Raw genomic sequence first — 24,603 nt, 5'->3', positions numbered from 1 at the left:
GTTCACAGGACCCTGCCGTCAGATCGAAATCAGCACAATAGCCACCAGGGCAGTTGCTACTCCTATCCATTGTTTCTGAGCAAGTTTTTCCTTCAGTATGAACCAGGCCAAAAGTACTGTGCCTGCAGGATAGAGGGAAGAGGTGATTGATGCAATATCCAGCCTGCCGGTCTGGGAAGCAAGAGCATAGAAGGCATTTCCCCCGGTATCAAAAATTCCTGCCACAAGGATTACAGGCAAAACACTGCGCCCGGGCATCTCTACCGGGCCGGACAGGGCGATGAACACAAGCAAGACCCCCACAGCCGCAATTCTGGCAGCAGTAAGGGGCCACAAAACCGCCGTTTCACTTACAAGATCTATTATAATAAAAAAAAGACCAAAACCCAAACCTGCTGTAAGAGGCAGATACAGGTCTTTTTTCTGCACTTTGATTCCGTCACTGTCTGCGGCTATCAGCCATACAGCAATCAGGGCAACCACAAAACCCAGCAGTTTATGGACTTGCGGCAAACCCTCAAAAATAGTAGCATATATTACCGGCACACCCGCAGCCACAACCGCTGACACAGGGGCAACAAAGCCCATTTTACCAAGGGAGAGGCCTTTGTAAAGGGACAGCAGAGCAATACTGATGAAAATGCCTGCAAGTACTCCCCATATGATACCATCAAACGGCGGAAACGTCTCTCCGAGTAAGTATGCAGAACCTGCAAGGAGAAACACGCCAACTGCCTGGGTAATCAGGACCACAGCATAGACATTTGCCTTCTTTGAAGCAAATCCTCCGCTAAAGTCACCGGCTCCCCAGGAAGCGGCAGAAATAAGCCCAAAAAACACGACTAGGAATTCAGCAGGAATCATTTGTTTGCTCCACAGTTAATAGTGTATCCTAAACAATAACGCCGACAAGTATAAAGGTCTTATTAAGAATGCTACAAAATCAAATAAGAAAAAGAAGGAAAAATTATATGTAACTTCCATACATTTCGGCGGCATCCATCATTGCCATAACCTTTATAGGTGGAGCATCCAACGGGAATTCACAACCCGGAGCCAATATATAGCCACCCGACGTATCAATACCTTCTTCAATATTTTCCTTGCAGAGTTCCAGAACTTCCTCGTATGTACTGTTCAGGAACAATGGCGGATTGATATTATACGCTTTTTAGAACCGATTTTGTGAGGTATATTTGGTTGGAATTGTGTTAATTTCAAATTTGCCAGGTTATGGGGAAGATTTAGGCAAGATTATGAGATGAAGGGGAAGCAGAATGAAGATTTTCAGTGATTTGTTCGGACGCATACGTTAAAAAGAAGAAAATGTATATGCTCAAAAAATCAAACTGAAGATTCTTGTCAGAATATATCAGATTACAGAAAATGAAATATGGTGAAGTACCCGGGTCAACATTATACAGAAATCAGGTCAAAGAGGTCAAGTTCAAGTTATTAATTCATAATATAAATAGGTCCATCTCTACTTCAGTAATTATTCAAAGGGGGATTTCTACAGAGCCTTCAATAGAAATACTCTTATAGGTTTGCAAATATACATTTAATAGAATTATAGGGGGAATAGATATGGAAAAGAAAATGACATCAGCAGAGCGTATGGCATCTGTAATGGCCGGGGAGAAACCCGATCGTGTTCCTGTAAATCCCTTCGCTTTGGGATATACTTCAAAAATTACGGGGGTATCCCTTGGGGATTTTTATGCTGACGGAGACAAATGTTTCGATGCGCAATTTACTTCGATGAGGCTGCATGGCTATGAGGCAACTCCTATGTATGGTTATGCTTCGTGCGGTGCCTGGGAATTTGGGGGAAAAATTGGTTTTCCTTATGGCAAGGGACAGGGAGCACCCTTTGTAGTCGAACATCCCGTAAAAGATATAGAGGATATTGAAAAATTAACTGTACCCGATTTTAAGGATGAACTTCCCGGTGCATATAAGGAAGCAGATAAGGTAGCTGCCAGAAGTGCCGAACTCGGTATGCCGGTTTCAATACAGCTCGGAAGTGTGTTTACCACTGCATCAGTAGTTGCAGACACATCTGAATTTATAATTTGGACAGTGATGGAACCCGAGGCTACACACGAATTACTCGGAAAAGTAACAGAGATGTTCATCAATGCGTTAGATTTTTTTGCGGACAAGTATGGCGCGGAAAATTTGCTTCCCTTTGACGGTGGGCCATCTGAATCCAATACAATGATATCACCAGATATGTTTGGAGAATTTGCCTATCCGTATATGAAACGGATTCATACGCATATGAAAGATATTGGAGTAAAATCTGTGCTTATGCATCCGTGTTCTGATCAAAATAAAAACATTCCTTATTATGTCAAAATGCGGGAAGAACTTGGTTGGTCCGGGAAATATGTCTGGTTATTTGGTCCTGAAACACCGGTAAAGGATCAGGTAAAAGCCTTTGGGGATTATGATGTAATTTGTGGTAATATTCAACCTTCCTTGTTCCTCACAGAGTCTTATGAAGACCTGCTGGAAATTTGCAGGGAAAACATAGCTGAAGGAATGAACTCACCGTCTGGTTATATGCTGGCACCAGGTTGTGAGTTCCCAGTAGATGCTCCTCCCAAAAAATTAATGGCAATGATAGATGCAGCTGATATGTATGGGAAATACAGCTAAACCTCTGTCGAAAATTACTACAGACGACAGTTCTAATTAACGAGTATTTCGGTGAACGTTAATTTTCCAAAATATCTGTAAATTTTGACCCTCTTTTTCTCCATTAACCTGTTTTCCACCACAATTTGAGTCCCTTCAACAATTGCAGGAGTGCCATATTCTGTTTCTGACAGGTTTACAAAACTATTGTTCTGAATCTATAGAATAAAAATCAATTCTAAAACTAAGGGATTTTTACCTCGGGATAATAAGCCGTCGGGGGGATTCGAACCCCCGGCCTGCTGATTACGAATCAGCCGCTATACCACTAAGCCACGACGGCACACCGAGGCGTATCCAGATACGGATATTAGGATTTAACCATTTCGCTATTTTGCCTGCATATCAATCAATCCGCACATCGATACATATATTGTACTGATGCGGGGCATACGAACGGACCGAGCGGGTTTCCAGTACTTCAAATTCCCTGTCTGCTTTTTTTGCAGCCTCCTCGATCAGGCAAAGAGAGGGACCAAAAAGGGCATCCTCATGCGCCATTGCATAATAATGGATTATACCTCCGGGTTTGGTCAGGGCCACGGCCTCATTGACAAAATCACAGGCATTATGGGGCAGGTTCATGATCACATGATCTGCTACCTGACCCAGCCTCTGCGGAAGGTCACGGGCGTCTGCCACAAAGGCTTCAACATTATCCAGGCGGTTGAGTTCGATGTTTTTTTGCAGGTACTCAACTGCGTGCGGATTTTTATCAATTGCATACACATAACCACATTTTTTGGCCGCCGGGATACTGTATGGACCCACCCCTGCAAACATATCCACAACTACATCATCCGATTTCAACTGCAAAACCACCCGTTGTCTTTCTGTGGAAAGCCTGGGAGTGAAATAAACCTTCGCGACATCCACCAGATACCTGTATCCATGATCCCGGTGAACCGTCTCGGTCCTGTCTTCTCCTGCAACCAGTCTGAAACTGCGTACCCGAAATTCTCCTGTGATCCCTGCTTTTTCCTGTAAAACCACACGCAGACTCTTTCGAAATTCCAGAAGGGCCTGGGCAACCTTTTCAGGTTCCTCTTCATCGCCGTCAAGAATTGCAATATCCCCCACTATTTCAAAAGAGGGAGAAAAACCAAGTAAATTTTCGGGAGTGATCTGTTTCTTATTGGGTTGCAGGTCATGTTTGACCAGTTCTGCCACGTGGGGAAGATTTGAACAGACATCTTCCGGACACTCGTCCATAACAGGCACATACAGACAGTCATCATCCGCAGACAGCCTGTATGAATTATCCAGTAAATCCATCTCCGCCAGTGCCTGCCTGACAGGCTCACCAAACCGTTTTTTCACTTTTACACACAAACGTTCCATCAAATCACCCCAGGGCAAACCAGGTACCAAATCCCATCAGGAAAAGGCCGCAACATGCAAGGACACTCCTATATACAGTTCCCGAAAAGAAACTTCTCGTCTTGCTAAGAGATGTGGAAACAAAGGTAAACCATCCAAGGTCAGCCATCCAGTGTCCGACTACAAACATCACAGCAGCAAATATACCTATCTCCAACCCCTTGAGCACAAGTGCACTTCCTGCAGCCAGCCACCATACCCAGAAATAAGGATTGGAAGCTGAAGTTAGTAGACCTGCAGAAACAGGGTTTGCCAGAACTCCACCAGATAACCCTGAATCAATAGATGTATTCCGGGACTGTATTATCGTAAGTAAACCAAATACAACAAGAACCATACCCCCTACAAAGGATATAACGGACATTTCCGCATCCCCTATAAGCGATGTAAGGCCCAGCACAATAAGAATACAAATTAAAAGTTCAATCAAAGCATGGCCAAGGACAACTTCAGGCCCTGCCCTCCATCCTTTTTTCAAAGACCCTTCAATGGTGGCAAAAAGCATCGGGCCTGGCACAAGCGCTCCTGTAAGACCTACTGCGAATCCCACAAGCAGCATGTCCAGTATTGCAAGCATGGATAGGGAAGAAAAGAAGTTGAAGGATATTAAAAGGTATCCTTCAAAATCAGAGGATAATCTCGATATCGAGTTCCTCTGCAAGTTCCTTGTAGCGGTTACGGATAGTAACCTCTGTCACACCTGCCACGTCTGCAACCTCACGCTGTGTGCGGCGTTCCCCACACAGGATAGAGGCAATATAAATAGCCGCAGCAGCAACACCTGTAGGCCCACGTCCGCTTGTTAATTCTTTCTCCGATGCCTGCCTCAGGATTTCTACACCGCGGGATTGTACCTCGCCTTTCAGGCTTAGGCCCGAACAGAACCTGGGCACATAATCTATCGGGGAAGTAGGCATTAGTTTGAGGGACAATTCCCTTGAAATGAAACGGTATGTCCTACCAATTTCTTTCCTGCTGACCCTGGATACTTCTCCTATCTCATCCAGTGTCCTTGGAACACTGCACTGCCTGCATGCCGCATACAGAGCAGCTGCGGCAACACCTTCAATACTGCGACCACGAATCAGGTTCTTGTCAACCGCTTTTCTGTAAACAACAGCTGCTGTTTCACGAACCGTCCTGGGGAGACCAAGGGCTGAGGCCATCCTGTCAAGTTCTGAAAGAGCAAATGCCAGGTTTCGTTCAGTTGCATTGCTTACACGGATACGCCTCTGCCATTTTCTCAAACGATACAGTTGGGCACGATTCTTGGATGATATGGACTTTCCATAAGAATCACGGTTCCTCCAATCGATCATTGTGGAGAGACCCTTATCATGTATCGTGTAGGTCATCGGCGCACCCACACGGGAGCGCTTCATCCTCTGGTCATGGTCAAAAGCCCGCCACTCAGGTCCCTCATCTACAAAATCAGCATCGACTACTAAACCACAATCCGCACATACAAGCTCTGCACGTTCGTAATCCTGTTCAAGATTGCGGCTACCACATTCAGGGCACTCCAGTGCCTTATTCTCTACATCAGTATTCTTTTCCTTCTCCCGACGTGCTTTTATCATAGCACGCATTTTTTCTCGTTCGGAAGTGTCTGAATACCTTACCCTTTCAACTTCTACCATGTATTGGACCTCTGATTAAAATCACGGAATAAAAATGTAAACATTTATTATTTGACATACACTTTTTCCCGAATCCAGCTTTTTATCTTCGAATCCGGCACGTCACTAAAAATTTTGACTACAACATAAGGATGGGCGGTCGGACCTATTATATCGGAAACTTTGCCAATTTTTGCGACCTTCTTGTCCAGAACTGCCGACCCTTTCCTGGGCAAATCCTTTATATTACAGAAAGACATGCTTTCGGAGCCTTTTACTATAAGCTTCCTGCCACCTATCAGGTGGGACACTACTCCAAGCCTTTTCATATGCATTTTTCCATAATATAAGATAATTTGGATGTATAAATTAGATTAAATTGATTATATATAAATGTATCGCAATACCTTTAATAGGAATCTATGCCATTCCCGGGCACAAAATAAGGATTTAAACAAAATTAATACACCTGGAATTATTTCATTTTTGCTTCAAAATATGATGCATCGTTAAACCTTAATATAAAATGAACTATTGTGTCATCTACTAACAAACAGGACCCTACATATAATCAAGAATCTATATTTCCATGGGAGGAAAGTTAGTGGCAGATGAAAAATTTGTTTATTTTTTTGGAAATAATAAAACCGAAGGAAAAAACAGCATGAAAGATTTGCTGGGTGGTAAAGGCGCAAACCTTGCCGAAATGGCAAACCTGGGTATTCCGGTACCTCCAGGCTTTACAATTACCACCGAAGTGTGTGTGTTCTATACGAAATACAATCAATATCCATCCGGAATGCTTGATGAGGTGGATCGGGCTTTACAAAATCTCGAAAAAGCAAATAACAAACAATTTGGTGATCCGGACAATCCCCTTCTCCTTTCTGTTCGCTCCGGAGCACGGGTTTCAATGCCTGGAATGATGGATACTGTTCTCAATCTCGGCCTAAACGACAGAACTGTCACAGGACTTGCAAAAAAGACATCTAACGAGCGTTTTGCTTATGACAGTTACAGAAGATTCCTGACAATGTTCGCAGATGTTGTACTTGGAATACCTACTGAAAATTTTGAAAAGGTAATAGAATCCCGGAAAAAAGAGCTGGATGTAGAACTGGATACCGAACTGGACACGGATTCTCTCAAATACCTGGTCGAAAAATTCAAAGCAATAATAAAGGACAATACAGGGAAAGAGTTTCCACAGGATCCCAGAAAACAACTCCAGATGGCTATCGATGCTGTATTCAATTCCTGGAACAACCAGAGAGCAATAAAATACCGCCGCCTGAATAATATACCTGACAATTGGGGTACTGCTGTAAACGTACAGAGCATGGTTTATGGAAACATGGGTGAAAAATCCGGAACAGGTGTGGCATTCACACGTGACCCTGCTACCGGTGAAAAATGCTTCTTTGGCGAATTCCTCACAAATGCCCAGGGAGAAGACGTAGTTGCAGGAATACGCACCCCACAACCCATCGAAGCACTCCAGGACAGCATGCCTGAGGTCTATGATAAACTGGTGGAGATCTACAGGAAACTGGAGAATCATTTCCGGGACATGCAGGACATTGAGTTTACCATCCAGGAAGGTAACCTTTACATGCTCCAGACAAGAACCGGTAAACGGACTGCAAAAGCAGCTATCAAAATAGCCGTGGATATGGAAAAAGAAGGCCTCATTGATAAAGAAATCGCAGTATCACGTATAGAAGCTTCACAGATTGATAAAGTCCTCCATCCAATGATAGATCCTGATGCAAACCTCGATGTAATTGCTACAGGATTACCGGCATCCCCAGGTGCAGCAGTCGGAAAGGTTGTATTCACAGCAGAGGAAGCCGAAGAAAAATCCAAGGAAGGAAAACAGACTATTCTTGTACGTACCGAAACCTCACCGGAGGATATCGGAGGAATGGCAGCTTCTGAAGGTGTACTTACTGTTCGTGGAGGAATGACATCCCACGCAGCAGTTGTTGCCAGAGGAATGGGTAAACCATGTGTTGCTGGTTGTGGCGAAATTACAATCGATATGGACAAAAAAGAATTCACCAACGGGAAGGTTACTGTAAAAAAAGGAGACTATGTAACCATCGACGGCAGTACAGGAGAAGTCATACTGGGAGAAGTCAAACTCATTTCCCCTGAACTGAGTGGTGAACTTGATACCATTCTGAGATGGGCTGACAAGATCAGATCCATAAATATCAGATCCAATGCCGATACTCCTCATGATGCAACAGTCGCAAGGGAATTCGGAGCTGAAGGGATTGGCCTTTGCCGTACAGAGCATATGTTTTTTGGCGAGGAAAGAATCCCTGTTGTTCGTGAAATGATAATGGCAGAAAGCAGTCAGGAAAGGAAAAAGGCACTTGAAAAATTGCTTCCCATGCAAAAGGAAGACTTTACCGGCATATTCCGTGCAATGGAAGGCTATCCTGTTACAATCAGATTGCTTGACCCTCCACTTCACGAGTTTCTGCCCAACCATGAGGAACTCACGGAAAAACTACGCGAACTGAAAAATAAAGGCGCCAAACAATCAGAGATAGCTGAAGTAAACAGACTGATAGGTGGAGTAGAATCACTCAAAGAAGTCAATCCGATGCTTGGCCACCGTGGATGCCGTCTTGGCATTACTTATCCGGAAGTGTACGAGATGCAGGTCAAAGCTATTATTGAAGCAGCATGTGACCTGAAAAAGGAAGGACTTGAAATTGTACCTGAAATAATGATCCCACTGGTCAGCCATGTCAATGAACTCAAGGTAATCAAGGAAACAGTGAAATCGGCTGCACAGGAAGTAATGGATTGTAACGGTTCAACCATTGATTATCTGGTTGGAACCATGATAGAATTACCAAGAGCAGCCCTTACTGCAGACCGTATCGCTGAAGAGGCCGAATTCTTCTCCTTTGGTACTAATGATCTTACCCAGACAACCTTCGGTTTCAGCAGAGATGATGCAGGTAAGTTCCTCCCATCCTATATAGAGAACAATATACTGGAGCAGGACCCATTCGCAGTACTTGATCAGGAAGGGGTCGGAGAGCTTGTCAAGATCGGTATTGAGAAAGGAAGAAACACAAATAGTAAACTCAAAATAGGTATTTGTGGGGAACACGGCGGAGAACCGGCTTCTGTAAAATATGGCCATAACGTAGGACTCAATTATGTAAGTTGCTCACCATTCCGCGTTCCCATTGCAAGACTGGCAGCAGCCCAGGCCGTGATCGAAAACAAAAATAAGTAAAACAAAAAAGAAGAGATCAGAGGGGCAATGCTCCAAAGTTCTCTTCATATCTTTTTTTCATAGCACCCCATGTTGGCAGATTGGTCTGGCATCCAACACATTCCACTTCAAATGAAGCAACTGTTGAACCTATTTTGCCACATACCTCAAAGGGTAGGCCTTTCCTGAAAGCCAAAAGGAATCCCGCTCTGTAACCATCTCCCGCCCCGGTGGGATCCACAGCTTTTACGGCCACGACAGGAATATCGATCTTTTTATTTTTATGATAAATCTTACTTCCACTGGAATCACAGGTAACTACAATAGTTGAAATGGATTGCTTCAGATCATCAAAAGACCTTCCCGTCATCTCTTTTACACGCTTGAGCTCATGGATATTGGCAAAGAGAATATCCGTATTATCCAGTATCGTAATCAGATGCTCTTTTGAGTAAGTAACAAGGTCCTGACCCGGATCAAAAGAAACAAACTCTGAGTTCTGAGCCACCCGGGCACTGAAACTTGCCTCAGAAGGTGCCAGATGGACAAAATCCAGCGCTGGAGTTTCCATATCCGACAACTTTGAAGATGAACCCCAGTAAAAGTAGGATGATTGGTTATGATTTGGGTCAGTATAGACAAAAGCTTTGGTACTTTCCTCACCTTCTATATGATAAAGGAGAGAAAGATCAACACCCAGATTATCCAGATGTTGCTCATAGCCGCTTGTGGAAAAATCATCCCCTACAGCAGCAACCAGACGGGAATTACCGCCCAACTGCGCCATTGCTGCGGCAATATTGGAACCACCCCCTCCGAAAAGCACTTCGTAGCTTGTTATCGGATAGGATTCATTGGGTGAAGCGATATGTTCTACTTCAAATAGATAATCCAATGCCGCATGTCCTACAACATCCATGGGTCCCGACATTAGACCTCCCACTTCATCTGACAAATTCTTCGACATCTATTACAGTAAGAGGTACATCCCTCAAGGTCCTTCCGATGACCGATTTGGCAATACGGGAAGCATGTTCGTCACTTTCAGCATCAAAAACTTTCATTTCCAGGATAAGGCCGACTATACCGGTATTTGCTGCTATGAAAACACTACTAAAAGGTTCATTACAGGCAGGACAGAAAGTAGAACCCACATCAACTTCAACAAAATCAAGTTTGGGATTGAGCCTCTTTCCGGCTTCAGCAATTGCTACACCAATGGCATCATCTGCGCTTTTCACATCCCTTACCAACCAGGCGGCTTCAAGGGTTACATGATAACTCGGCATACTTTTCGTCTCCAGGTTTAAAACTTCTACATTCTCTCAAATTAAAACATCGCCATCAAAACTAATAAGCACAAATAGTATATTAAGCAATAAACTCAGTCATATTCGTTTCACTTATATTAATTCTCTGCTTAAACCGAATTTGAATAAGGTATGGCAGATCATATTGTAAATAACACATCATCATCCACATCAAAAATCCCGAGCTTTGCACCGGCATCCAGCCAGGCATGTCCATAACTGAAACATACAAGGGCATTTACCGGATCCCCAATCTTAATAAAATGAAGACCGTCATTATAATAGGATTGAGCCATATCCACGTAATCATCTGCTACTTTCATCAAATGGGAATTGGCCTTGGGAGCAGGTTGTGCAAGTTCCAGAGCTTTTTTAAGCAATTTTTCATATCGTCCAACTTTCTCATTCAAATCCGCTGCCATTTATAACACCTTATTTACTTTCAGAGCCAAACAGCTTATTGAAAAGACCTCCGCTATCTTTCTTGGGATTGCGGCTTGGTTTCCTTTTAGGTGGCGGGGATTGGGATTTCTTTTCGTTTACAGGTTCTGTTTTGGACTCTTTTTTGGTACCGGGAGATATTTTACGGGAGGATTTATTGAGAATTTTCACAGATTCCCCACCATGCCTGGATTTCCTGGCACGTATATCCACAAGAATCGGGCGTTCAATATCATTGCTCACCAGCATCGCAATCCCGGGTGGCAGGCGTAACAATTCTTCTTCTACATAGGAATTCACACCCTCCAGACCTTTACTGATGGATTTAAGGTCATTTGGATTGGTAATTTTCAATATAATCTGGCTTCCACACTGTGAAAGTACATTTTTATCAACCCTTGCAGGCCTCTGGGAGATAACCAGCATCCCCAAACCAAACTTTCGCCCTTCTGAGGCTATTGTGCGGAGAATTTCGGAACTGGAACTCTTGCTATACCCTCTTTCAGGAGCAAAATTATGGGCTTCTTCCACAACCAGCATTCCCGGAGGAATCGTGCCAAGTTTGCGAGCTTCAAAAAGAGTATCACAGAGCTGGGCCACAATCATTGTCTGTATATGAGGAGGGACCCCTTTCAGGTCAATGATCGAAGCCTTTCCATCCTGCATTAATTCTTCAACCGGAGTAGGTTGAGGGGAAAGTATATCCAGCTGGTTAATGTCTTCAAGTAAATTAATTACATTCCAGCGGGCCTTGCTTTCATTATTACTGACCTCCCTGATTATATCATCAAGGAAATAGGTTTCCACATCAGCACGTAACCTGTGTACAGCTTCATAGAGAATACCGGAATGGGTACTGTTAAAATTATCAGGAAATAAAGTCATCAGTTCACTGGGAGTAAGATTAACCCCGTTTAACCTGAAAAGATGATCAGCATTTGGATTAATTGATTTATCGGCAGGAGTATAAACCTGTATCCTGGAGCCGTATCCTTTGGATTTTATACCGTATTTTTTTAGGTCACCTTCATTTCCACTGGCTGATTCTTTAAGGGAAGAATACTCACTATGAGGATCAATTATCAACATGGGCACATTATGATCAAGTAATTCTTCAAGAATTACTCCGGCAGTGTAAGACTTACCACTACCGGTTTTTGCAAGGATGCTACAATGTTTCTGTACAAGACTGTTCACATTAAGATGTACAGGAATACCGGTACCTTCAAGCAATCCAATATACATGTCATCTCCCACAAGACCCAGTGTATCTCTAATAAGTGTATCATCTGCCAGATAGACCTGATCCCCGGGACTGAAAGGACTCATAGGTGCCCTTAAAAGACCACGATCATCCCTGCTTCCTATTATTGTGGCAGAGGCCACTATACGGTCATCATTTCGATCTTTCCTCTGCCCTTTTTTGGCTTCTTCCAGAGAATATTTTTCACTGGAGCGCACAATTGACATTACCTGTGCAAGTATCCAGCCATCGGTCTCATGCCATATTTTGACATAATGCCCTCTCAGAACTGCCGTACTGTCCGATATCAGGAACTTGAAATTAAGAGTTCCTGTTTCACCAAATATGACTCCTACTGAACCACGTACCATATTATACTCTCACCAGTAAACAATTTTCACTCAAAATACTTCAAATTAATTTATGTCTCCTTCTTCAAGGATAGATTCAGGTGCATCCGCTAGTTTAATAAGGGATTCTGCCTCGACAAAATGCAGATCTGCCGGAATAACTACAATATGCAGGGGAGAACCAAAATCACAACTTTCGAGATTTTCAGCAAAATCTGCCCTTACAATAGGTTTCTCAGAACCTGCATTTGCAATACCCACAGCTATTGAACCTTTTATGAGATTTTCACCTCTTTTTTCATCTACCTGAAGCAAGAGCTCAATTCCCTGATTAACCGTCATATAACCCTTATCCATATCAATATCAAGAAATACAGCCGTATGCAGACCCATCTGTCTGTTGTGTAGAATAGTATCATAGGGAGTTTCAGAAATAATTGTATTTCCCCGGGTGCTCGTGTATGGATAAGGAATGGTTGCTGCTTTGCCAAACCTGTAATTCTGGAGGCCAGTCAGACCACAGATAGCAGAGACTATGGAAGCGCCGTGGATCAAACAGGTTTCAATGCCCATCTCCATTGCTCTGAGCCGGATATCTACATGAGTAGTGGATACCATCGTGTCCCCGCCTGTCAGAAAAGCTATATTGATCTCTTTTGCTTCTTCAAGCCACCAGGGATCTTGCTCTACTTCCTGCCTGTCAAGAACGTGTATTTCCCTGCCATACAGGTTTTCCATCTTTTCTTTATCCGCACCCATCAATCGGGAAGTATAAAATTCCACATACACCTTACCGGCATTTTTTATAACTTCAAGCCCCTTTACAGAAACATCCTTTTCATCAAATAACCCAAGTCCGACAAAATAAAGCATAGGCTTTATAAGACCCCGCTCTATATATTAAAGGTTTTGAAAAGGCTAGCAATAGCAGAGAGTTACTGCGAAACGTATTTATAGAACCATAGACAGTTAGATTTCTTTATATACAGATTATTCATCAGGAGGTTCAACATCAATGCCAGGACATTATGGCGGACAACCCGCCTACATCGTGAATCCCCGCACCGAACACAAGCAGGGAAAGGATGCTTTATCCGTAAACATCGCCGCGGCAAAGGCAGTAGCAAACATTGTTAAGACTACCCTTGGACCCAAGGGCATGGACAAAATGATGGTAAACTCCATTGGAGACATAGTCCTCACCAACGACGGGGCCATGATCCTCAAGGGAATGGATATCGAGCATCCAACTGCCAAAATGATCGTAGAGGTTGCCCGTACCCAGGAAGAGATTGCAGGTGACGGTACAACCAGTGCAGTTGTGACTGCAGGTACATTACTTGACAAAGCATCCGATCTTATAGAAGAAGGTGTACACGCACGTGTTCTTGTAAGAGGATTCGAAAATGCATCTGAAAAAGCTCTGGAAATTCTCAATGAATTTGCCATAGATGTATCCGAAGGAAACAGGGAAGCTCTTGAAAAAATCGCCAGCACTTCTATGTCAGGAAAAGCTTCCGAAACAAACAAGGAGATACTTGCAGCACTTTGTGTGGATGCAATCCTGCAGATTAGCAAAAAGGGAAGTGTCAATGTAGACAACGACATAATCCTCAGACAGGAACCCGGAAAAAGTGTCAGTGAAACAGAGATCCTCGATGGCATAATGCTCAACAAGTACAGGGTACACCCTGGTATGCCAAAAACTGTAAAGGATGCAAAGATCGCTATTATAGACACACCTCTTGAAACCCAGAAAACATCAAACACATCCAAATTACAAATTAGCAATGCTGATGAAATGCAACAATTCCTTGCCCGTGAAGAGGATGATTTCAAACAGATGGCTGACCATGTCATCAAAACCGGGGCAAACGTCGTAATATGCTCCAAGAATATCGGCGACAAGGTAGCACATTACTTGCAAAAGAGCGGTGTTATGGGTATCCGCAGAGTCAGTGATGATGATATCAGGAACCTGTCCTATGCAACAGGTGCAAAAATCGTGAAAAAGGTCTTTGATCTCAGTGAAGAGGACCTGGGACATGCAGGCGAAGTCGGAGAAGAAGGAGAGTCCACCGTTGCCAAGATATTCATAAAGAAATGTGAAAATACAAAGGTAATTACCATTCTGCTTCGTGGAAGTACCGAGCATGTCACGGACAATCTGGAAAGAGCCTTTGATGACGCACTCCATGTTATCAACTCAGTCTTTGAGGATGGCAAGATTGTGGCAGGTGGCGGTGCAGCAGAAGTGGAAATTGCCCAGAGACTGCGCAATTATGCTTCATCCATAGGTGGCAGGGAACAACTTGCAATCACTGCATTTGCCGATGCTGTAGAATCCATACCCATGGCTATTGCTGAAAACGGTGGAATGGACGCGACATCCGTAATCCTGAAACTGCGTAATGCACATGTCAAAAATCCCAATATCGGATTGGACATCTACAGCGGCGATTATCTTGACATGGTTGAAAAAGGAATAGTGGATCCCCTTCGTGTAAAAACCCAAACTATAAGGTCTGCTTCAGAAGTTGCAACCATGATCCTGAGGATCGACGACATGATGAGGGCACAGAAAAAAGATATGATGGATGTCAAACCCGAACATAATGTCCATAACTACAACAGGCCTTTCTAAATGGCCGTCTGGCCTGTGATATATTCACAGGCCATAAAACTTTTTGTAATTTTCAATTGCCTTAAGAACCGCAGATGGATATTCTTTATTCAAAAAGGCTATAAAATCATCCCGACCCCTACACTCTTTCATCCTATCAAGCATATGCAGTGCAAGTTCATATGATGCAGGATTTTCCCTTTGCACCTCCAGAGATAAGCAGAGGGCCTCTTTGGGGAAATGTAGCCTGATGTGAGGAGACACCGAACCAAGTAGCAGGCCTTCTTCCAGCACACTGTAAGGAGGGACACCTATTCTGGAAATACGATCCCCTCCGGCAAGTTTATGAAAATTCTGCTTTGAATAGGAATGAATCTCAATATATATCTCAGGCGCATAATTGTTCACAAAAACAGGAATATTAGAACCGGGACCTTTGTAGTAGCCATCCTGAAGAGTAGAGAGATAGCGACCCCGGTCAACAAGGGGCAACAGAAAAAGAGAACCCGACAATGGAGGGTTCAACTCCAGCAGAAGGTTGGAAGTGTCTTTCCACTCACCACCATGCATCCCTGCAGCAAAAAACCTGTAAGGCCTGCCTTTACCATAAACCTTGAGCAACATAAGTTCCTCATGTCTTTTTTGCCACTACGTAAAATTCCCTCTGGGCAGAATCCAGGACTTCCAGGACTTCGATTCCCAGTGATTTAATATTTTCAACCAGGTGTTTTTTATTTCTTCCCCTGCCCAGTTTAATTACCTGAAAAATCATTCCACCTTTCTTGAGAAGGGGGAGTACCTTGCCGAGGGCCTCTATCGAAGCCTCGGGCTCAAGAGTCATATCAGTAAGCAATACGTCAAAGGGACTTCCAGGTATTTTAGATGTCGGCATCGTAAATACATCATCAAAGATTATGGTAATATTTGGGTTTTCATAGGCCAGTCTCCCTAGTTCTGAGCGAAAATGGCGGCTGTATTCAATTCCTACTACGTTCGCACCGAGTTCACAAGCAAACATCAGGAAGCCCCCAGCACTGGAACCCAGGTCCAATACACGGTCGCCTTCTTTGATTAAATCGAATTTTTCCTGTATGTTACGAAGTTTAAAATATCCCCGCGGTTTATCCAGCCCTTCATCGACTTCTATTTCATTGAACTCGGACACTTCACGGGAAGATTTCGTTGTGACGTTGCCATCAACTTTCACATGCCCTTCACTTATTGCCTTCTTAGCCCTTCCCCGGGAACTGAAAAAGCCAGTTTCTATAAGATATACATCAAGTCGCATGAGATACAAGATGTACAACGCCCTATATATAGGGTAAGTTGACCTGCACGGGAACTAAGCATGTTTATGCCCGGAAATATTTCTTTTGCTTTAAAAGAATGATCCTGGCATTAGAGGCCAAAATCATAATTGCATCTAATGCCACCTTTATCAAAACAACGGTTACATGAAACACAGCGCGCCCCTTCTGTTCCGTTCTCCAGTTTTTTCACAAGGTCTGGTTCACTGATGAACGGACGACTCATGGAGACCATATCCGCATAAACCCTGAGGACTTCATCCATAACGGCTCTTGTACGGATACCGCCCACCAGTATTACGGGTATACTTACAGTATCTTTTATCATCTTGGCATAACGTCTGAAGTAGGCTTCCTTTTCCTCTGAATCAACCCCGGGCTGGGACATCACAGAACCAGCCTCGACAATTCCACCACTTACCTCTATGGCACATACTCCCGCTTTTTCAAGAAGGGCAGCAATTTCCACGCATTCAGGTGCATCCAGGCTAATGTGACCAGAATATATATCAAAACCATCGGTTGCATTCAGTTTGACCATTACAGGAAAATCAGGAGAGACATCCTCCCGGATACGGCGCACTATCTCGGTGATTATACGTGTACGGTTTTCCACAGAACCACCCCATTTATCTTCACGCCTGTTGGTATAGGGCGAGATAAAACTACTCAGCAAAAAGCCATGGGCACAGTGCAGTTGTACCCCGTCAAAACCTGCCTCCATTGCCCTGCGGCTAGCATTAGCAAAATCATCAATGGTTTCCAGGATCTCTTCTTCTGTCATTGCCCTTGGAAGTTTACCTGTGGAACTGTCTTCAACCGCTGAAGGAGCAAGCAGAGGATAACCGTGCTGTGTCATTGATTGTCGTCCCCCATGTACAATCTGGAGAACGATTTTACTCTCATAGGAATGAACTCTTTCAACAATCTTCCTGTAAGGGCCTATAAAACGGTCATCATAGATACCCTGCTGCAAACCATCGCTTTTACCAGCAGGATTTACGTAAGAATATCCCGTTACAATAAGCCCAACCTCATTTTTGGCCAGCTCTTCATAGATATCCCCTATAGCTGCTGTGGGTGTGCCGTCTTCCTCTGCCAGCCATTCATGGGTTGCTGAGCGTACAAATCTGTTCGGGATGGATAAACCTTCAATATTGATCGGATCGAATAGCATATTCAATATTCATGCCCGCAGATGCATATATGCTTTACTCAACGACCTTTAGCCATTTCCAGTTCTCTTCCAAGCTTTTCATTTTGATACTTAAAAGAAGTAAGGCTTATAAATGACATCACAAATGCCAGCATGTTGAGAAGGAGCACAAGGAGTAAGGAAGAGCCTTCAAGCCCGCCTCCCTCCTGACCATAAAGAGAGCCTCCAAACATCAGGGGATGGGCACTTCTCCAGATGCGAATGGAAAGAAAACTCAAAGGCACCGATACAAAGGCCACAATCCCGAAAACCGCAGATAACCGGGCCCTTTTAAGAGGGTCATCCAAGGCTGTCCTGAGCATGAGATAGCCTACATACACAAGAAAAAGCACAAGAGAGGTAGTTAACCGGGGCTCCCACACCCAGTACCAGCCCCATATAGCTTTTGCCCAGATGGAGCCGGTTGCAAGCACAAGGAATGCAAATATGACACCTACTTCTGCAGCAGAAAGAGATACCATATCCCATTTTGAATCACTTTCACGCAGATAAAGGATACTCGATACAAAGACAACAAAAAAGGCCAGATAGGCAACAATTGCAATCGGCATATGGAAATAGAATATATTGAAACTGGAATCCAGTACATTCCCCGCCGAATCTTTCATGACCGGCAGATAGAAAAAAATGGCCCAAAATGCTACAACAAGCATCAGGGCTGTGAACAGGTAAAATGGTTTGGAATATTTTTCCCACTGCAACTAGCATCACCGGTTTGTAAGGGTTATTTCAGATGTCTGCATGACTATGGAACTCACTGTATATTAATCCTCTACGACATACTCAAAAACCAGCATTGAAACTGCAAAGAAGACAAAGTCATAGACTACCAGCAGTCGGATATATGACATTAAAGAAAATATATCCTCACCCCTCAAAAGACCCGAAGTGGCAGACACCGCCGGGATGATAACCGGCAGGGACAGAGGTAAAAGTAGGACAGGAAGCAGCATTTCCCCGGCACGGGCACGTATGACAAGAGCCGATATCAGGCATCCCACCACAACAAAGCCAAAGGATCCCAGTAATATGACAATACCAACCCAGATAATTGCAGTAAACTGGTAATTAAAGAGGACAGAAAACATTGGGATAGTAATTATTTCTACCAGTAGCATCAGCAAGAATACAAAGATGACCTTGGAGAGGTAAATTGAATTGCGGGGTATGGGACACATTTTCAGGGCATCCATACAACTGTTCTGGACCTCTGTAGCAAAGGTACGGTTTAGACCCAGCGTCCCTGCAAATATGAAACATATCCAGAGCACACCCGAAGCCACCGTTGCAGTTTTGCTGGCAGAAGACAACAGATCAGAAAAAGCAATACTAAAGATAATAAGGATCAATAACGAAAAAACAACCATCGAAATAAATATTTCCCTAGCCCTGCTTTCAATTTTCAGATCTTTTAAAGCTATATTCAAACCCTTTAACATTTAAATTGCCCTCCATCAGAAAAACAGACAGCTTCGGCAAATTTACGTGCATTTGGATCGTTGGCCCCCACATCATGAACAATATTCCCGTCCTCCATGATCAACAGACGATTGCACAAACGAAATGCCTTATCCAGATCATGAGTAATCATTATCTTAGTCACAGCCGGGTTTTCCAGAAGAAGGTTTTCCATAAGTGAAGATGCATTCATGTCAAGGCCGGTATAAGGTTCATCAAGTAATAAAAGGGAAGGATCATGGATAATGGCCCTTGCAAAGGACAAACGTTGTTTCATTCCCCTTGAGAAGTTTTTAACAGGATCTTCGGCCCTTTTCCACAGACCGATTTTTCTGATAAGATAATCACATCTCTCATCAAGAGCAGTATGTTCTATGCCATACAGTTTCCCAAAAAATACAAGGTTTTCACGAGCTGTCAGATTTTCATACAGGAACGTTTCGTGGGAAAGCATTCCTATTCTATCCTGTACATCTTCTCTGTCGTGATCTTTTGTTCCAAAGATTTGCAATGTACCTTCGGTAGGAGAGATCAGAGAGGCAAAAATTTTCAAAAGGGTGGATTTACCTGCCCCATTGGGACCGATAATTGCAATAAATTCACCTTCTTCCACACGCAGGTTAATTCCATTCAAAGCATGTAGGCAACCGTAATCCCGGAAAATATCCTCTGCAACAAGAATCGTTTCGCCCATCATGGAATAAATGATAGTAGCCATAAATTAAGATTGTGATATATTGGCAAATACAACCAAAAGAAATATAGCATAATAATCAGAAGATATTATGGGGGTATATTGATGAGTACGAAAATTGAAAAGATAATGATCGCCACCGACGGGTCTGAGAATGTAAAGAATGCAGTTAACTGGGGTATTGAACTTGCAAAAGCAACCGGTGCAAAGGTCAAGGCAGTCTATGTTTTGCCACCTGTAAGTGTATCCATCACAACCCGCGGAGAAAGGTGGGCCGATTCATTGCGCAATCATCTTAAGGATGAAGGAAAAAGTGCAACTGAATACGTTGTTGATACCGGGAAGAAGGCAGATGTCGATGTAGAACCCATAATAATAGAGGGCAATCCTGCAGATAGCATCGTCAAATTTGCCACGGAAAACGGGATAGACCTCATAGTAATGGGAACACTTGGTAGGACAGGTATCAGTCATCTTTTGCTTGGCAGTGTGGCAGAAAATGTGGTAAGACATTCCAAAACACAGGTATTGGTCGTACCCTAAGGCATCAGGCAAACGATTATATAGCCCAAACACAATGTTAGTATGATTGCGAACGGTTGATTCAATCCTACCAAACATTCTCCATCCAGCCGTTTGCAATATTTTTATGAGGGGTTAATATGTCCGAAAACTTGATCCAAATTTCAGAAGAGGAATGGAGAAGCCGTTTATCTACAGAACAGTTTCGTGTCCTCAGAAAAAAAGGAACAGAAGCACCTTTTAGTGGTAAATACAATGATTTTTACGAAAAAGGTATCTACTCCTGTGCCGGATGTGGTCAGGATCTATTCTCTTCCTCCACAAAGTACGATGCAGGCACCGGCTGGCCAAGCTTCTGGGAAGCAATATCAGAAGACAACATTGAAAGAATACCTGACTATTCCCTGGGAATGAAACGCATCGAAGTGATATGCAGCCGTTGTGGAGGGCACTTGGGCCATGTTTTTGATGATGGACCGGCCCCTACCGGAGAGCATTTTTGCATAGACTCGATTTCCCTGAATATTAACCCTGAATAAGAAAATAAAAAAGCCATTGCGATAAGTATTTCTATATATCCGATGAATTAGGGGCTTTGTGAGAGAGGGAGGGCAGTTTCCGGGCCTTCTGGTCTGAGGAAAGTCTCCCCACCTTCCGGACACGCGAATACCTGTAAAGGGTATCGGGCGAGAGCCCGGGCAGCCGGGAAACCGGCTCTTGCGGTTTTACCGCATGATGGCACAGAAACGATACCGGCCTGCGTTAAAGCAATGATATGAAAAATTGAGGTCGCGCAGGGTACGGATGGAACGGCGAATCCTCGCGGGTGCAAGTCGAAATGGGATCAAAGTTGTTGTTCGGACAACCTCCGTTTTGGTGTGACGCTTAGCCGAATACTGCCAATGCATCTTTGCATCAACAGAAGGGAGCTTACTCCCCTCACTCACACACTATTGCCAGCAGGACCGAATTCCTCAAGAATACCTGCAATTTTTTCGTAACTTATAGAGGTATTATAACAACCATCACTTTCAAGAGGGACACCATAAGCAATAACGTTTTTACCTCGTAGAAAACGCATGCCCTTGTTAATCTCATAATTACAACCAACAACCAGAATTCCGTCTGCAGGCTTTTCTTTCAATACATGCTTCACAAATGAGGAGCCTGTTATAATGTAGAAACGATAACCATACTTTTGTGCATCCCTTTTTAGCTGCCCAACTATACATCTGCCACATTCCTTGCATTGTATACCATACCGCGACGAGTAAGCAGGACAGTCCAGAAAACGCATACAATGTGGTAAAAGCATAATCCTGTTACGAGTCCTTCCAAAAGCATGGTAATGAGCAATGTTCTTCAGGGAAACCATCCAGCTGTCCAGAATACGGGGATCAGACAATTTGCAAAAGAAATATTTGATAGGCAGGTAGAATAAATCAAGTACCCATGCAAAAATACCTGCAAGACGTACATGCCGATTAAGGCTGATGCGGCTGACAAAAAGAGCAAAGCTACTCAATAAGACAGATATTGCCACGGCTCCTATCAGCACTTTACCTATCAGATCGTACATTACATGCCTCCATTTTCTCAATTACAGCCTCGACGTCCACTTCTGTTTCAAAACAACCATCTTTTAAAAGGCAGATTCCCTGTACAGGCATAAATGAAACTTCTTCCATAGCCTCTGCAAGTTCAGTATAACATGCCACTCCGATACATGAAGTAGGATGATAGTTTTTTATGATTTTCTTAATGAAACTTCCCCCGGGAATTACAAAAGCGCGGAAGCCACGTTTTTCAGCTTCCTCACTGATATAACCAATGGAACAAAGGCCGCATCGCCGACATTCATAACCATGAATCGGATCACAACGCGCAGGACACCGGGCATGCCTTAGACATTGTGGCAGGAATACAACACGTAAACCGGAACTGTCACTAAATTCATCCAGCATTACAGCATTGCGCACTTCGATCAGAATCTCATCAACCAGAGTATCCCTGATATGGAACACTCTGCATATCCATTTGGCCGGAGTATAGAACATATAGAGAATGAAAAGGACAAAATTTGGGAAAATGATGTGCCTTTTCCTGAAACTGTAAGCACCTACTATAAGTGCCAACAATATCCCTGCCAAAGCCAGAATCATCAGGTATATGAATATCCTGCCTAAAAACTCGTAGGGAATTTGCATAGCAGCAACAAGACGTAACTGATAATTTATGTAGGTTTCTAAAAAGAGAAAATAAAAGGGGTATAACCCCTTGAGTTGATTATCTTGCCTGATCTTCACAATCAGAAAGATCGATACCAAGAGCCTCAGCAGTCAAAACAATGACATCTTCGACTTCCAGTTTTTCTGCCTTGACAGAATCTCTTCCATCAGAAAGGTTCCTCTTACAGAATGGGCAGGCACTGGAAAGAATATCCGGGTTCTTGGCAAGAGCATCTTCAACCCTTGTCTCGGCAACACCAAGTGCAAGATCCGGAATACCTGCTTTGACACCACCGCCTGCTCCACAGCAGCGCTGATTGTCCTTTATACGGTCCATTTCAACAAAGTTCAGACCGGGGATACTGCGCAATACCTTACGTGGTGGCTCGAAAACTCCTACGTGACGTCCCAGGTGACATGGGTCGTGGTAGGTGATTGTCTTATTATCAAATGGCTGTTTCCAGTTGATCTTGCCTTCATCGATGAGTTTGTCAAGGTACTCAGTTATGTGGATAACCTCGAATGGAAGTTCTTCACCAAGCAACCTTGGCCAATCCACAAGGGCAGTCCTGTAGCAACCCGCGCAAGCGAAAAGTACCTTGGTGGCACCCTTTGCCTTTATACCGTCAACATTTTTACGGGCAGACCTTCTGGAAATATCTTCGATTTCGTACTGACCGGTTCTTACAAGAGCGGAATTACAGCACTGTTCGTCCTCACCGAGCATGGTGAATGGAATATCCAGATGGTTCAGTACACGTGCGGTTGCAAAAGCAAGTTTTTTCTGCCTCAGTTCAGCGGTACAGCCACCGAAATAGAGAATATCTGCTTTATCTTCTATTTTAACATCATCGGGGACCCAGCTGAGACGTTCCTTGGGATCTGCCATGTATGGGTTGCCATATTCCCCTATAAGCTTGACAAACATGGGCTGTTTACCAACAGGACCATTGCCACGTTTTACTAGATTGGCGCGCATTGCTTCCCAGAGTTCAACGGTATTGATGCCGGATTCACAAACTGTAGCACACATTGCACAGGTGGTACATCCGTAGACATCTTCCTTGAATTGTTCAATTTCTTCCTCTGGAACCTGTTTGGGTCCAAAGAGCCTGGCACGCAGACCATAGGATTTCTTCATATATTCCTGCCAGCGTAGAATCTTGTCCCTGGGTGCAAGACCGGGTTTTTTGCCTGATGCATCATATGTCGGGCACCACTGTACACATTCGCCACAACGAGTGCAGGAATCGATTTCCATAAGCTGGACAGCTGTAAGGTTTTCCGTTGTAATAGACGGATTATCACGTACCATTTTATTCGCCTCCCTTGTTGGCCAAAATAGTAAGAGGTGTTGCAATCATGTGGATGTATTTGCTGTATGGGATGTAAGCAATACAGAAGAGCAGGGAGATTATCACGTGGAACAGTGCAGCTGGTGGAGCATAGGGATATTCAATACCAAAGCCCCAGAAAGTGCCATTCCTGATACCATCAGCAATAAATCCTGTAACAGTAATGAGGGTCAGTCCACCAAGTAGTATGGAGTCATATGCAATGGTAGCTTCACGCATTCTTGGAATAAAGAGTCTTCTTGCGATTGCAATTATTATACCTGTAAGCAGAATGTAGCTGAACAGGTCATTAATTGGACCGAGGAATTCCCTGAAGACTGCAGGATCGGGGCCGATTCCCAGGTGTGCCATGTGTAGTAATTCCACAAGGAACATAAGAAGGGACAATAGGAACAGAGTCATCCAGCCTACAAAAATGGTAATATGCATAAACCATCGAAGGGGACTGCGGCGCATTATACGACGCTGCAATAGAATATCAAGCACAAGAGTCACAATGATATTCTGTTTATGACCATGCCCATCCTCACTCATCTGATAGGCCAGTGTTTTAGGGAGAGTAAAGATGCTGCCTTTGGAAGGTTTTTGTCCGTAACCTTCAGCACCTAATCCCCATTTTTTCAGATTTATATACATTCCATAGAGGAATATCACAATCGCTATAATGGCCAGTATCATGACCTGCACGAATGTGATCCTCATAGCATCGGATATGCCAGCATAATATTCCATAGCCATAAATTCTATCTCCTGATACCATTTTAAAAGACATTTTACAAAAATTATTAGCAGTAGTAATATAAGATGGAGTATTGGTGGTAACAATTGTATTTAAAGATTTTCATTATGCAAAAACAAAACAGGAGAGGAGAATTAGAAAAAAAGAGAGGAAAGGAAAGAATAGAATCCCTTA

26 protein-coding genes, 1 tRNA gene, 1 other RNA gene and 1 pseudogene are annotated in these 24,603 nt (G+C 43.6%); 7 read left to right on the top strand and 22 right to left on the bottom strand.

What is annotated here, in order from left to right; all coding sequences use genetic code 11:
* Positions 1–18: 18 nt before the first annotated feature.
* A complete protein-coding gene (locus tag CP947_RS05695; RefSeq protein WP_096712265.1) occupies positions 19–864 on the bottom strand; it encodes a DMT family transporter in 846 nt (281 codons plus the stop codon).
* Positions 865–967: 103 nt separating this feature from the next.
* Complete coding sequence (locus tag CP947_RS05690) at positions 968–1,159, bottom strand: uroporphyrinogen decarboxylase family protein (protein ID WP_279387841.1); 192 nt, start codon at positions 1,157–1,159, stop codon at positions 968–970.
* A gap of 224 nt (positions 1,160–1,383) precedes the next feature.
* Between CP947_RS05690 and CP947_RS10290 the strand changes: the two are divergent.
* Positions 1,384–1,545 (top strand): annotated as a pseudogene (locus CP947_RS10290) (IS5 family transposase); the annotation flags it as partial.
* Positions 1,546–1,587: 42 nt separating this feature from the next.
* Entirely contained in the window at positions 1,588–2,664 is a 1,077-nt protein-coding gene (locus CP947_RS05685; protein ID WP_096712264.1) for a uroporphyrinogen decarboxylase family protein, read from the top strand.
* A gap of 250 nt (positions 2,665–2,914) precedes the next feature.
* Here CP947_RS05685 and CP947_RS05680 read toward each other — a convergent pair.
* From CP947_RS05680 to CP947_RS05660, 5 genes are all read right to left on the bottom strand, one after another.
* Positions 2,915–2,986 (bottom strand) — tRNA-Thr (locus CP947_RS05680).
* Positions 2,987–3,048: 62 nt separating this feature from the next.
* A complete protein-coding gene (locus CP947_RS05675) occupies positions 3,049–4,044 on the bottom strand; it encodes a class I SAM-dependent methyltransferase (RefSeq protein WP_096712263.1) in 996 nt (331 codons plus the stop codon).
* A gap of 4 nt (positions 4,045–4,048) precedes the next feature.
* Complete coding sequence (locus CP947_RS05670) at positions 4,049–4,660, bottom strand: LysE family transporter (RefSeq protein WP_096712286.1); 612 nt, start codon at positions 4,658–4,660, stop codon at positions 4,049–4,051.
* 49 nt (positions 4,661–4,709) lie between these two features.
* Positions 4,710–5,723, bottom strand: coding sequence for a transcription initiation factor IIB (locus tag CP947_RS05665; protein WP_072359502.1), 1,014 nt, complete (start codon positions 5,721–5,723; stop codon positions 4,710–4,712).
* A gap of 47 nt (positions 5,724–5,770) precedes the next feature.
* Positions 5,771–6,031 carry an H/ACA ribonucleoprotein complex subunit GAR1 gene (locus CP947_RS05660; protein WP_164909040.1) on the bottom strand — a complete coding sequence of 87 codons (261 nt, stop codon included), beginning with the start codon at positions 6,029–6,031 and terminating at the stop codon, positions 5,771–5,773.
* A gap of 275 nt (positions 6,032–6,306) precedes the next feature.
* On the opposite strand from CP947_RS05660, the gene ppdK reads away from it, so the two are divergent.
* Positions 6,307–8,964, top strand: a complete 2,658-nt coding sequence (gene ppdK, locus CP947_RS05655) for a pyruvate, phosphate dikinase (protein WP_172425454.1) — start codon at positions 6,307–6,309, stop codon at positions 8,962–8,964.
* A gap of 16 nt (positions 8,965–8,980) precedes the next feature.
* On the opposite strand, the gene CP947_RS05650 is transcribed toward ppdK, so the two are convergent.
* From CP947_RS05650 to dph5, 5 genes are all read right to left on the bottom strand, one after another.
* The gene (locus CP947_RS05650) at positions 8,981–9,874 is read right to left on the bottom strand and encodes a carbohydrate kinase family protein (protein WP_096712260.1); all 894 of its coding nucleotides are present in this window, start codon (positions 9,872–9,874) and stop codon (positions 8,981–8,983) included.
* Positions 9,875–9,887: 13 nt separating this feature from the next.
* A complete protein-coding gene (locus CP947_RS05645; protein WP_096712259.1) occupies positions 9,888–10,232 on the bottom strand; it encodes a DUF555 domain-containing protein in 345 nt (114 codons plus the stop codon).
* Between the two features lie 161 nt (positions 10,233–10,393).
* Positions 10,394–10,675: a DUF357 domain-containing protein gene (locus tag CP947_RS05640; protein WP_096712258.1), complete on the bottom strand. Its 282-nt coding sequence runs from the start codon at positions 10,673–10,675 to the stop codon at positions 10,394–10,396.
* Between the two features lie 10 nt (positions 10,676–10,685).
* The gene (locus CP947_RS05635; protein WP_096712257.1) at positions 10,686–12,308 is read right to left on the bottom strand and encodes an ATP-binding protein; all 1,623 of its coding nucleotides are present in this window, start codon (positions 12,306–12,308) and stop codon (positions 10,686–10,688) included.
* 45 nt (positions 12,309–12,353) lie between these two features.
* A complete protein-coding gene (dph5, locus tag CP947_RS05630; protein ID WP_096712256.1) occupies positions 12,354–13,160 on the bottom strand; it encodes a diphthine synthase in 807 nt (268 codons plus the stop codon).
* Between the two features lie 142 nt (positions 13,161–13,302).
* Here dph5 and thsA point away from each other — a divergent pair, with 142 nt between their 5' ends.
* Positions 13,303–14,931, top strand: coding sequence for a thermosome subunit alpha (gene thsA, locus CP947_RS05625; RefSeq protein WP_096712255.1), 1,629 nt, complete (start codon positions 13,303–13,305; stop codon positions 14,929–14,931).
* A 24-nt stretch (positions 14,932–14,955) separates the two neighbouring features.
* On the opposite strand, the gene CP947_RS05620 is transcribed toward thsA, so the two are convergent.
* The 6 genes from CP947_RS05620 to CP947_RS05595 all read right to left on the bottom strand — a co-directional run bounded on the left by CP947_RS05620 (position 14,956) and on the right by CP947_RS05595 (position 19,609).
* Positions 14,956–15,534, bottom strand: a complete 579-nt coding sequence (locus CP947_RS05620; protein WP_096712254.1) for a DUF2119 domain-containing protein — start codon at positions 15,532–15,534, stop codon at positions 14,956–14,958.
* Between the two features lie 7 nt (positions 15,535–15,541).
* On the bottom strand, positions 15,542–16,198 hold the full coding sequence (locus tag CP947_RS05615) for an SAM-dependent methyltransferase (RefSeq protein WP_096712285.1): 657 nt from the start codon (positions 16,196–16,198) through the stop codon (positions 15,542–15,544).
* A gap of 110 nt (positions 16,199–16,308) precedes the next feature.
* Positions 16,309–17,394, bottom strand: coding sequence for an NADH:flavin oxidoreductase (locus CP947_RS05610; protein ID WP_096712253.1), 1,086 nt, complete (start codon positions 17,392–17,394; stop codon positions 16,309–16,311).
* A gap of 38 nt (positions 17,395–17,432) precedes the next feature.
* Positions 17,433–18,134, bottom strand: a complete 702-nt coding sequence (locus CP947_RS05605; RefSeq protein WP_341539133.1) for a cytochrome c biogenesis protein — start codon at positions 18,132–18,134, stop codon at positions 17,433–17,435.
* A gap of 63 nt (positions 18,135–18,197) precedes the next feature.
* Entirely contained in the window at positions 18,198–18,872 is a 675-nt protein-coding gene (locus CP947_RS05600) for a heme exporter protein CcmB (RefSeq protein ID WP_096712252.1), read from the bottom strand.
* On the bottom strand, positions 18,866–19,609 hold the full coding sequence (locus CP947_RS05595) for an ABC transporter ATP-binding protein (protein WP_243641483.1): 744 nt from the start codon (positions 19,607–19,609) through the stop codon (positions 18,866–18,868). Before CP947_RS05595 ends, CP947_RS05600 begins: the two co-directional genes overlap by 7 nt.
* An 81-nt stretch (positions 19,610–19,690) precedes the next feature.
* Between CP947_RS05595 and CP947_RS05590 the strand changes: the two genes are divergently transcribed.
* The 3 genes from CP947_RS05590 (at position 19,691) to rnpB (ending at position 21,052) form a co-directional block, all read left to right on the top strand.
* The gene (locus CP947_RS05590) at positions 19,691–20,128 is read left to right on the top strand and encodes a universal stress protein (protein ID WP_096712251.1); all 438 of its coding nucleotides are present in this window, start codon (positions 19,691–19,693) and stop codon (positions 20,126–20,128) included.
* Between the two features lie 119 nt (positions 20,129–20,247).
* A complete protein-coding gene (msrB, locus tag CP947_RS05585; RefSeq protein ID WP_096712250.1) occupies positions 20,248–20,646 on the top strand; it encodes a peptide-methionine (R)-S-oxide reductase MsrB in 399 nt (132 codons plus the stop codon).
* Positions 20,647–20,706: 60 nt separating this feature from the next.
* Positions 20,707–21,052: RNase P RNA component (gene rnpB, locus CP947_RS05580), an RNA gene on the top strand.
* On the opposite strand, the gene CP947_RS05575 is transcribed toward rnpB, so the two are convergent.
* The 4 genes from CP947_RS05575 to CP947_RS05560 all read right to left on the bottom strand — a co-directional run bounded on the left by CP947_RS05575 (position 21,051) and on the right by CP947_RS05560 (position 24,428).
* Positions 21,051–21,686 (bottom strand): DUF116 domain-containing protein, encoded by a 636-nt coding sequence (locus CP947_RS05575; RefSeq protein ID WP_096712249.1) that lies wholly within the window; start codon positions 21,684–21,686, stop codon positions 21,051–21,053. The genes rnpB and CP947_RS05575 overlap by 2 nt on opposite strands.
* Positions 21,667–22,314 (bottom strand): DUF116 domain-containing protein, encoded by a 648-nt coding sequence (locus tag CP947_RS05570; RefSeq protein WP_096712248.1) that lies wholly within the window; start codon positions 22,312–22,314, stop codon positions 21,667–21,669. The genes CP947_RS05575 and CP947_RS05570 overlap by 20 nt, the downstream gene beginning before the upstream one ends.
* 79 nt (positions 22,315–22,393) lie before the next feature.
* Positions 22,394–23,650, bottom strand: a complete 1,257-nt coding sequence (locus CP947_RS05565) for a (Fe-S)-binding protein (protein ID WP_096712247.1) — start codon at positions 23,648–23,650, stop codon at positions 22,394–22,396.
* Position 23,651: 1 nt separating this feature from the next.
* Positions 23,652–24,428 (bottom strand): disulfide reductase, encoded by a 777-nt coding sequence (locus tag CP947_RS05560; protein WP_096712246.1) that lies wholly within the window; start codon positions 24,426–24,428, stop codon positions 23,652–23,654.
* Positions 24,429–24,603: the final 175 nt, after the last annotated feature.

The sequence above is a fragment of the Methanohalophilus euhalobius genome (assembly GCF_900215215.1).
GTDB classification, from domain to species: Archaea; Halobacteriota; Methanosarcinia; order Methanosarcinales; family Methanosarcinaceae; genus Methanohalophilus; species Methanohalophilus euhalobius.
This window is presented reverse-complemented; position numbering and strand designations above follow the sequence as displayed.